The 10,323-nt window shown below is 41.8% G+C and carries 9 protein-coding genes; 7 read left to right on the forward strand and 2 right to left on the reverse strand.

Annotated features, from left to right (window positions below):
* Positions 1-12: 12 nt before the first annotated feature.
* Positions 13-963: a thioredoxin-disulfide reductase gene (trxB, locus tag CWC11_RS03455; RefSeq protein ID WP_138681570.1), complete on the reverse strand. Its 951-nt coding sequence runs from the start codon at positions 961-963 to the stop codon at positions 13-15.
* A 287-nt stretch (positions 964-1,250) separates the two neighbouring features.
* On the opposite strand from trxB, the gene pssA reads away from it, so the two are divergent.
* The gene (gene pssA / locus CWC11_RS03460) at positions 1,251-2,576 is read left to right on the forward strand and encodes a CDP-diacylglycerol--serine O-phosphatidyltransferase (RefSeq protein WP_138681571.1); all 1,326 of its coding nucleotides are present in this window, start codon (positions 1,251-1,253) and stop codon (positions 2,574-2,576) included.
* 142 nt (positions 2,577-2,718) lie between these two features.
* Here the strand turns inward: pssA and ald are convergent, their stop codons facing one another.
* Positions 2,719-3,840: an alanine dehydrogenase gene (ald, locus tag CWC11_RS03465; RefSeq protein WP_058549788.1), complete on the reverse strand. Its 1,122-nt coding sequence runs from the start codon at positions 3,838-3,840 to the stop codon at positions 2,719-2,721.
* A 142-nt stretch (positions 3,841-3,982) separates the two neighbouring features.
* Here ald and lrp point away from each other — a divergent pair, with 142 nt between their 5' ends.
* From lrp to CWC11_RS03500, 6 genes are all read left to right on the forward strand, one after another.
* Entirely contained in the window at positions 3,983-4,462 is a 480-nt protein-coding gene (gene lrp / locus CWC11_RS03470) for a leucine-responsive transcriptional regulator Lrp (protein ID WP_138681572.1), read from the forward strand.
* 166 nt (positions 4,463-4,628) lie between these two features.
* Entirely contained in the window at positions 4,629-7,160 is a 2,532-nt protein-coding gene (locus tag CWC11_RS03480; protein WP_138681574.1) for a DNA translocase FtsK, read from the forward strand.
* A complete protein-coding gene (gene lolA / locus CWC11_RS03485) occupies positions 7,160-7,786 on the forward strand; it encodes an outer membrane lipoprotein periplasmic chaperone LolA (RefSeq protein WP_138681575.1) in 627 nt (208 codons plus the stop codon). Before CWC11_RS03480 ends, lolA begins: the two co-directional genes overlap by 1 nt.
* Positions 7,779-9,122, forward strand: a complete 1,344-nt coding sequence (locus CWC11_RS03490) for a replication-associated recombination protein A (protein WP_138681576.1) — start codon at positions 7,779-7,781, stop codon at positions 9,120-9,122. Before lolA ends, CWC11_RS03490 begins: the two co-directional genes overlap by 8 nt.
* On the forward strand, positions 9,115-9,495 hold the full coding sequence (gene crcB / locus CWC11_RS03495) for a fluoride efflux transporter CrcB (protein WP_138681577.1): 381 nt from the start codon (positions 9,115-9,117) through the stop codon (positions 9,493-9,495). The genes CWC11_RS03490 and crcB overlap by 8 nt, the downstream gene beginning before the upstream one ends.
* 9 nt (positions 9,496-9,504) lie before the next feature.
* Positions 9,505-10,323 (forward strand): serine--tRNA ligase (locus CWC11_RS03500; RefSeq protein WP_138681578.1); only part of this gene is annotated, 819 nt, incomplete at its 3' end.

Here is a 10,323-nt window from a genome sequence, read left to right on the forward strand (position 1 = left end):
TATTTATTGTGATTACAGATTATCTAGGAAACGTTCTGCATCAAGGGCTGCCATACAGCCTGTACCCGCTGATGTGATTGCTTGACGATAAATATGGTCAGATACATCACCTGCAGCAAAAACGCCTGCTACGCTTGTTTGAGTGGCGTTACCGTTAAGACCTGACTCAACAACTAAATAGCCGTCTTTCATTTCTAGTTGGCCTTCAAACATATCTGTGTTTGGTTTATGGCCAATAGCAATAAATACACCCGCTAAATCAAGCTCTTCAGTAGCATCAGAGTTTGCGTCTTTGATACGCACACCAGTTACGCCCATTTGATCGCCAAGTACTTCATCTAAAGTACGGTTATAATGCATTACAACATTACCATTAGCTGCTTTTTCAGCTAAACGGTCAGCAAGAATTTTTTCACTGCGGAAACTATCACGACGGTGAATAACATGTACTTCATCAGCAATGTTAGATAAGTAAAGCGCTTCTTCAACCGCTGTATTACCACCGCCTACTACTGCAACTTTTTGACCTTTATAGAAGAAGCCATCACACGTAGCACAAGCTGAAACACCACGACCTTGGAAATTAGTTTCAGACTCTAAACCTAAGTACTTAGCAGATGCGCCTGTTGCAATAATTAATGCGTCACATGTGTAAGTGCCTTGATCGCCAGTTAACGTGAAAGGGCGTTTAGATACATCAACTTTATTAATGTGATCAAAAACAATTTCAGTTTCAAAGCGTTCAGCGTGCTCTTTCATACGGTCCATTAACGCAGGACCTGTTAAGCCGTGTGCATCGCCAGGCCAGTTTTCAACTTCGGTAGTCGTTGTTAATTGACCACCTTGCTGAATACCTGTAATTAAAACAGGGTTTAAATTTGCACGGGCTGCGTATACTGCGGCTGTGTAACCAGCGGGGCCTGAGCCTAAAATAAGTAACTTACAATGTTTTGCTTCAGTCATGATCTTTTCCTAAACGTTTAATTCTGAACTTAATGGCTTCGATTCTAAGAAAAACAAGGCACAAGTAAACAAATTCCGTGATTATTTTTTTCAGCAAATCGAAAAGCTGTGCAGTATTGTGTACTAGTACTATGTGCTTTTACAGTTAATACGTTAAAGTAGCTCAATAAATAGACTAACAGGCAACAAAACAGCGTTAATTCATGACCACCTTGAATTTTTTTGTTATGTTTTACCTAATTTTATTTGTCACTGATAGATTATGTGACCTAAGCAAATAGGCAACTATGTTATTTTGGCAGGAAAAACCCGCATTTGGGTTGACTTCAAAAGACGTTAACGTCTTAACCAATGCGCAAGATTACCGCACGCAACTGCTACGTTTAATTGCTAGCGCAAAAAAGCGAATTTACATTACAGCGTTGTATTTACAAGACGACGAAGCTGGGCGCGAAATTTTAGAAGCGCTTCATCGCGTGTCATTAGCAAACCCTGCACTTGAAATAAAAGTGCTGGTGGATTTTCATCGCGCGCAACGCGGCCTTATCGGCGCCGAAAAATCAGACGGTAACGCAAGTTTATATTGTGACTTTTTAGAAAAATTTAAATCTAACGTTCAGGTTTACGGTGTACCCGTAAAAGCTAAAGAGCTCTTTGGCGTATTACACTTAAAAGGTTTTGTAATTGACGATACCTTACTTTACAGCGGTGCAAGTTTAAATAATGTGTATTTGCAATATAACGAGCGCTACAGGCTCGACCGCTACTTTTTAGTGACGCAAAACGAGTTGTGTGACTCTGTAGTCGACTTTATAGAGTCTCAACTGCTTAGTTCTATTGCTGTTCCAAGAATTGATTCTCGTCCACTTAAGCGTTTAATCGACTTTAAGCTTGAACAAAAGCAATTAATGCGCGATCTAAAATCAGCAAGTTATAAATCGGCCGGGCAAAAAAATACACAGCCGTTAGGTGTGCGTTTGTTTTTAGGGCTAGGGCGGCGTAATAATGAGCTAAACCGTATTATAAAAGCGTTGTTTGATACTACAGAACAAGAGCTTGTTCTTTATACTCCGTATTTTAACTTTCCAGCACCGCTAATGCGCTCACTGCGCCGGTTATTAAAACAAGGTAAGCAAGTTACTATTGTAGTAGGCGATAAAACAGCAAATGACTTTTACTTACCGCCAAGTGAGCCATTTAGTAAAATTGGTGCACTGCCGTATTTATACGAAACCATATTGCACAAATTTGTAAAATCGCAAAAACGTCATATTGATAACGGTAATTTAAATGTGTACTTGTGGAAAGATGAAAGCAACTCTTTTCATTTAAAGGGCATTTGCTCTGACCGCACTAAGCATTTATTAAGCGGGCATAACTTAAACCCACGTGCGTGGGGACTGGATATAGAAAACGGTATTTTAATTGATGATGCTGAGCAAACAATCATGCCAGCAATAGATACCGAAAAGCAGGAAATACTAAAACATTGCCGCCGTTTAACTGGCCCCGATGACTTAGAGACAATGGATGATTACCCGCAACCGGTTAAAAAACTACTTGGCCAGGCTAAACGTGTAAAAGTAGATTTTATAATTAAGCGTTTTATATAAATCAACCCATAAAATTATACCAATCCTCATAATTAAGTGATCTATTTTGCGGATTGGTATTAGACACAAAAAAAGCAGCTAACTAGCTGCTTTTTTAATGCTTATAGTTAGGTAACTCTTTACCTAACTATAAAACACATATTTATGCGTTTTCTACTGCAGTGCGTGGGTCAACATATTCCATGTTGAACGCTTCTGCTACTTCTTTGTATGTAACTTGGCCTTTAATTACGTTTAAGCCTTTTAAGAAGTGAGCGTCATCAAGTAGTGCCTTTTTGTAACCTTTGTTTGCAAGGTTAATAATGAAAGGCAATGTTGCATTGTTAAGTGCAAAAGTAGATGTACGTGGAACAGCGCCAGGCATGTTAGCAACACAGTAGTGAACAACTTCATCAACGATGAAAGTAGGATCAGCATGTGTAGTTGCTTTAGAAGTAGCAATACAGCCACCTTGGTCAATGGCAACATCAACAATTGCAGAGCCAGGCTTCATTGCTTTAATGTGATCAGCTGTTACTAGCTTAGGTGCCGCTGCACCAGGAATTAGTACGCCACCAATTACTAGGTCTGCTTCTAGTACATGTTTTTCAAGAGCGTCAGCAGTAGAGTAAATAGCTTTTACTTTATTACCAAATTGCGCGTCTAATGCACGAAGTACATCAATGTTACGATCAAGTACTACAACGTCTGCGCCCATACCCACAGCCATTTGTGCAGCACTGCGACCAACCATGCCACCGCCAATTACAACAACTTTTGCAGCTTCAACACCTGGTACGCCACCAAGTAGCATGCCACGACCATGGTTAGATTTTTCAAGTGCTTGTGCACCAGCTTGAATAGACATACGACCAGCAACTTCACTCATAGGTGCAAGAAGAGGTAAACCGCCACGCGCATCTGTTACTGTTTCGTATGCGATACAAATCGCTTTGCTTTTAACAAGGTCTTCAGTTTGTGGAAGATCAGGTGCAAGGTGAAGATAAGTAAATAAAATTTGGTCTTCACGTAGCATTGCACGCTCAACAGCTTGTGGCTCTTTTACTTTTACGATCATGTCTGCTTTAGCAAAAACATCAGCAGCAGTTGCTAAAATTTCAGCGCCAGCTAGTGTGTAATCTTCGTTTGTAAAACCAATGCCCATACCTGCATCTGTTTCAACAATCACTTGGTGGCCGTGATTTACTAATTCACGAACACTCGCAGGAACCATACCTACACGGTATTCATGGTTTTTAATTTCTTTAGGTACACCAATAATCATAAAATTTGCCTTAATAAGAACGGATTAACATTTTTCACTATTATATTCATCATAAGGCAGTGTGTCTCACCTTTTTTAAATGCCAGGCTAGTGTTATTATCTAAATTACAAAAATAAACAGAATAAAAAACTAGTTGGGCTTATGCATCAGTTATTAGATAGAATTGACCGTAAAATTTTAATGGAATTACAACACGATGGGCGCCTTTCTAATGTTGAACTGGCCCGACGAGTTGGCCTGAGCGCCACGCCCTGTCTGGAGCGCGTTAAAAAGTTAGAACGAGAAGGATATATACTCGGTTATAAAGCGGTGGTCGATCCTGCCAAGCTTGGCCAAGGTTTATCTGTGTATGTAGAAGTGACAATTACTAAAACCTCTCCTGATGTATTTGACGAATTTAGTGCAGCCGTTAAAAAGCACGAAGAAATAATAGAGTGTCATTTAGTGTCGGGTAATTTCGATTTTTTATTAAAAACGCGAGTTAACGATATGTCGGAATACCGAGGTGTTTTAGGCGATATACTTTTAAAGCTTCCTAACGTAAGCGAAAGCCGAACTTATGTAGTAATGGAAGAGGTAAAAGGTGAACAAGGTGTAATTATTCACCCTTATATTGCTTAAGGGCTTTGCTTGCGCGTTGGTATATTTATTTTTACGCTTAAATAATAAAAACTTGTTCATAATCAGGCCATACAAACTAAGATAAAGTGCATCAAATTGCATTTCCTGCTAAGGTATTTGACTGCTAAGCAAGTGCAAATAGAATAATAAAGAGGGATAGGAAGCTATGCGCCTAAACGGTGTGCAAAGACTATTAGAAACAGGGCTGATAATCAGTACCTTTGCGGCAATTTTCATTTTATGTGCCTTGATCAGCTTTGATCCAGCAGATGCTGCTTGGTCACAAACAAGCTTTAGCGAAGTAAGTAATATTACAGGCGCTGCTGGTGCGTGGATTGCTGATATATTATTACTTACCTTTGGTTGGCTCGCGTACTTTGTACCTGCGGCAATTCAGTTGTTTGGCTATTTATTGTTTAAGCAACCTCACCGAATTTTACAGCTTGATTACACAACGCTTGCACTTCGTGTTATTGGCTTTTCGTTATTTATAACGTCAGCTACGGCAATTAGCAGTATTAATTTTGACGATATTTATAACTTTTCATCTGGTGGGGTAGTGGGCGATGTGATTGCATCAGCAATGATGCCTGCGTTTAATTTTACCGGTACCACTATTTTATTATTGTGCTTCTTTTTTGCCGGTTTAACACTATTAACAGGCGTGTCGTGGGTTGAGTTTGTAGATTGGTTGGGCGATTTAGTTGTTAGGTTTTATCGTTATACTAAAGCCTACGCACAAGGCTGGATGCATCGAGAACGTATTGCGGGTAGTGCAGTACAAGCTGATGCTCAGTTTAACGATGAAAGTTTTGATGAAATCGCTTTTGATACAAACAACGAGCTAAATGACTCACCTGAATTTGAACAAGCACCGACTAACAATAAAAAACAAAACAAACAAAAAGCCATTACTAAAGAGCAGCCAACGTTTAGTGAGCCACAAATTAGTGATGACTACAGCCCATTTGATGAGCTTGACGATATACTCGATCAAGAAATTGGCTTTAGTGCTATAGACGACGAGCCAATGGATACAGAGGCTGCGCTTAACGCGCTTGATCAAAGCCAAGTCGTTGAACCTGAAAAACCAGTTACTACAGTTGTATCACCAGCTAGGCCTATGCCTAAAGTAAAAGCTGCGTATCAGCCACCACCTTCTGCAAAAGAAAAATTCGAAGAGTTACTTGATAAAGAGCCACCGCCGGGGCCTTTGCCTTCGCTTGATTTGCTTGATAGACCAGACAAAGCTAAAAACCCAATTTCTCAAGAAGAGCTCGATACCGTATCGCGTCTTGTTGAAACAAAATTACTCGACTTCAACGTACAAGCCACTGTAGTAGGTGTGTACCCGGGGCCCGTAGTAACACGTTTTGAGCTTGATTTAGCACCAGGTATAAAGGTGTCTAAAATTACTGGCTTATCTAAAGATTTAGCCCGTTCGCTTTCAGCTATTAGCGTACGTGTAGTTGAAGTTATACCGGGTAAAACATATATAGGCATAGAGCTGCCTAACAAATACCGCGAAATTGTACGTTTATCTGAGGTAATTAACGCCCCTAAATTTGAGCAAAACCCATCACCATTAACCATGGTACTTGGTAAAGATATTGCAGGGCAACCTGTGTGTGCTGATTTAGGTAAAATGCCACACTTACTCGTTGCTGGTACAACTGGTTCGGGTAAATCAGTGGGCGTTAATGTCATGATAGTAAGCTTACTGTATAAATCGGGCCCCGACGATGTACGTATGATCATGATTGATCCTAAAATGCTAGAGCTTTCAGTTTACGAAGGTATTCCGCATTTATTGTGTGAAGTAGTTACCGATATGAAAGAAGCGGCTAATGCGCTGCGTTGGTGTGTAGGTGAAATGGAGCGCCGCTATAAATTAATGTCGGCGCTAGGTGTGCGTAACTTAAAAGGTTACAACCAAAAAGTACTTGAGGCCAAAGAGGCGGGTTACCCAATTCTTGACCCATTATTTAAAGACACCGACGGCATGAAAGAAGGCCCCGATGAGCTAGATAAACTACCGAGCATAGTGGTAGTTATTGACGAATTCGCCGACATGATGATGATTGTAGGTAAAAAAGTTGAAGAGCTAATAGCCCGTATTGCGCAAAAAGCACGTGCAGCGGGTATACACTTAGTACTTGCAACACAGCGCCCATCGGTAGATGTAATTACCGGCTTAATTAAAGCCAATATACCTACACGAATGGCGTTTCAGGTATCAAGTAAAATAGACTCGCGTACCATACTCGACCAGCAAGGCGCCGAAAACCTATTAGGTATGGGTGACATGCTTTATTTACCGCCAGGCACCAGTGTACCAGAGCGTGTGCATGGCGCATTTGTAGACGACCATGAAGTACACGCCGTAGTAAATGATTGGAAAGCACGTGGTAAACCAAACTACGTAGACGAAATTTTAAATGGTGATGCAACAGAAGATATTTTATTACCCGGTGAAGCAAGCGAAAATGCAGATGAAGAGTCAGACCCTCTTTACGACGAAGCGGTCGCGTTTGTAATAGAAACCGGCAAAGTATCGGTATCGTCAGTACAGCGTAAATTGCGTGTTGGCTATAACCGTGCAGCACGACTAGTAGAACAAATGGAAACATCGGGTATCGTGAGTTCGCCAGGTCATAACGGCGCTCGTGATGTATTAGTACCTAATGGAGCAAATTAATGAAAAAATTAAACAGTTTATTATTAGTGCTTGGCAGCTTAGTTGCTACGCCTAGCTTTGCTGATGACAGCCAGGCACTGCAAGACAAACTAGCAACACTTAAAAGTTTTAAAGCGCAGTTTTCGCAAAACGTAACTGATCCGCAAGGTCAAGCGGTTATGCAAGGCGAGGGCACAATTGCCCTTAAACAACCTATGATGATCCGCTGGCAACAAACAAACCCAGACGATACTTTATTTGTATCAAATGGCGACAAAACCTATTACTTCGACAGTTTTGCTGAGCAAGTAACTATAATGGACACCCACAGCCTTATAGATTCCACACCGTTTGTATTGCTTACTTCAAAAGATCCCGCTCAATGGGAAAAGTACAGCGTACAAGCTACTAGCTCTGGCTTTAGTGTTACGCCAAATAAAGGCGTAGAGAGCCAAGTAGAACAACTTGATATTACTTTTGCAGGTAATGAGAAAGGCCTTGCTAAATTAATCGTGACAGATAACTCTGGTCAGCTTTCATCATTTAGTTTTAGCGATGCACAAGTAAATACCGAACTTGATACAAGTACCTTTGAATTTACCCCGCCAGAGGGTGTTGAAATAGACGATCAGAGTAACGGTGAATAATTTAGGCTTTAACTTTGGGCCAGATGTACGCCCGCTTGCGGCGCGAATGCGCCCAACAACGCTTGACGAATATATAGGTCAGCAACATTTACTTAGTGACGATAAACCCCTGCACCAAGCCATTGTTGCAGGGCGTTGCCACAGCTTAATTTTATGGGGCCCGCCTGGTGTGGGTAAAACAACTCTTGCGCAAATTATTGCAAACCATGCCGATGCCCAGCTTATACAAATGTCGGCTGTTACCGCAGGCGTGAAAGATATTCGCGACAGCGTAACGCAAGCCCAAGATAACCTGCAAAGCCGTGGACAACGAACCTTAATGTTTGTTGACGAAGTGCACCGCTTTAACAAATCGCAACAAGATGCATTTTTACCTCACATAGAAGATGGCACTTTTATATTTGTAGGCGCCACAACCGAAAACCCCTCGTTTGCACTTAATAACGCTATTTTATCGCGCGCACGGGTTTATGTTTTAAAGTCATTACAAGAGAGCGACCTATACACAGTTATAGAGCGCGCACTTTTGCAAGATGAGCAACTAAACCAAAAAAACATAGTTATTGCTAATAACGCCAAACAGGCGCTTTGCCAAGCAAGCGGCGGTGATGCGCGAAAAGTGTTAAACCTGCTTGAACAAGCTGTTGATTTAACCACCGAGCAAAACGGCACATACAACGTAGACGAGCACGTATTAAGCCAAGTACTTCCCACGCATTTAGCTAAATACGATAAAGGCGGCGATGAATTTTACGATTTAATATCGGCTTTTCATAAATCAGTACGCGGCAGCTCCCCCGATGGTGCGCTGTATTGGTATTGCCGTATTTTAGCCGGCGGTGGCGACCCACTTTATGTAGCAAGGCGGTTACTTGCCATTGCAACAGAAGACATAGGTAATGCCGACCCCCGCGCAATGGAAGTGGCGTTAAACGCATGGGATATATTTCAGCGTGTAGGCCCAAGTGAGGGCGAGCGCGCCATTGCACAAGCCACCTTATATTTAGCCAGCGCACCCAAAAGTAATGCGGTTTATATGGCATTTAACCAGGCAAAGGCTGACGCCAAAAACGAGCCAAGTTACCCGGTGCCAGAGCATCTACGCAATGCACCAACCAACTTAATGAAAGACTTATGTTACGGCGCTGAGTACCGCTATGCGCATAACGAAGAGGGTGCCTTTGCCGCAGGTGAAAAGTACTTACCGCCAGAAATGGACGGCAAAGAATATTACTTACCGAGCGATCGCGGCCTTGAGCAAAAAATTAAACAAAAACTCGATTACCTAAAAGAGCGCGATGCGCAAAGCCCACTTAAGCGGTACGAAAATGATTAAACTTTATATGATGATTGCCCTTGGCGGCGCCTCAGGAGCCTGTTTACGGTTTTTTATTAGCGAAACCACGCTAAAACTCCTCGGTAGGGGATTCCCTTTTGGCACGTTGACGGTTAATATTCTGGGTTCATTGTTAATGGGCATTTTGTACGGTTTGATAGATAAAGAAATTATCACCGCAAGCCCCGCCAAAACCCTTATTGGTATTGGCTTTTTAGGTGCGTTAACCACCTTCTCAACATTCTCAATGGACTCGTTGTTGTTGTTACAACAAGGTCACTTTATTAAAATGGCCCTCAATATCATCTTAAATGTGATGATCTGTATTTTTATGGCTTGGCTGGGCCTTCAGCTGGTAATGCAAAAAGGTTAAAAAACTAACATGTTAGATTCTAAATATTTACGACAAGACGTTGAGCAAACTGCAGCACGCTTAGCGGCTCGTGGCTACGAGCTTGATGTTGCAAAAGTGACAGAACTTGAAGAGCAACGCAAAACATTACAAGTAAAAACGCAAGAGCTTCAAAGTCAACGTAACGCCAGTGCTAAAGCCATTGGTCAAGCAAAAGCGAAAGGCGAAGATGCACAGCCACTACTAGACGCAGTGGCAAATTTAGGCAGCGAATTAGACGCAACTAAAAAAGCGCAAGACGAAGTACTAAACGCCATTAATGACATTGCATTAGCAATTCCAAACTTGCCAGACGAATCAGTACCAGAAGGCGCTGACGAAGACGACAACGTTGAAATACTTACTTGGGGCACGCCTAAAAAGTACGACTTTGAAGTAAAAGATCACGTAGATGTAGGGCAAGATCTAAACGGCCTAGATTTTGAAATGGGCGTTAAAATTAGTGGCGCACGCTTTACAGTAATGCGCGGCCAAGTAGCACGTATGCACCGTGCACTTACACAATACATGCTAGATACCCACACAGACACAAACGGTTATACAGAAATGTATGTACCGTACTTAGTAAACAGCGCAAGCCTTTACGGGACTAGCCAATTACCTAAGTTTGCAGGCGACTTATTCCACACATTAGGCCTAGTAAACGACGACGGTGAACAACAAGCTGGCTTTAGCTTAATTCCTACAGCAGAAGTACCGCTTACCAACAGCGCACGCGACGAAATTTACGAAGAAAGTGATTTACCAATTCGCTTAACTGCACACACGCCATGTTTTAGAAGTGAAGCA

The organism is Pseudoalteromonas sp. S3178, assembly GCF_005886985.1.
GTDB classification, from domain to species: Bacteria; Pseudomonadota; Gammaproteobacteria; order Enterobacterales; family Alteromonadaceae; genus Pseudoalteromonas; species Pseudoalteromonas carrageenovora.

Bases quoted from the DNA above. Each gene is read 5' to 3' on its own strand.
- crcB (WP_138681577.1), top strand. From the start codon at position 9,115: ATGATTAAACTTTATATGATGATTGCCCTTGGCGGCGCCTCAGGAGCC.
- lolA (WP_138681575.1), top strand. From the start codon at position 7,160: ATGAAAAAATTAAACAGTTTATTATTAGTGCTTGGCAGCTTAGTTGCT.
- ald (WP_058549788.1), bottom strand. From the start codon at position 3,840: ATGATTATTGGTGTACCTAAAGAAATTAAAAACCATGAATACCGTGTA.
- CWC11_RS03480 (WP_138681574.1), top strand. From the start codon at position 4,629: ATGCGCCTAAACGGTGTGCAAAGACTATTAGAAACAGGGCTGATAATC.
- lrp (WP_138681572.1), top strand. From the start codon at position 3,983: ATGCATCAGTTATTAGATAGAATTGACCGTAAAATTTTAATGGAATTA.
- pssA (WP_138681571.1), top strand. From the start codon at position 1,251: ATGTTATTTTGGCAGGAAAAACCCGCATTTGGGTTGACTTCAAAAGAC.
- trxB (WP_138681570.1), bottom strand. From the start codon at position 963: ATGACTGAAGCAAAACATTGTAAGTTACTTATTTTAGGCTCAGGCCCC.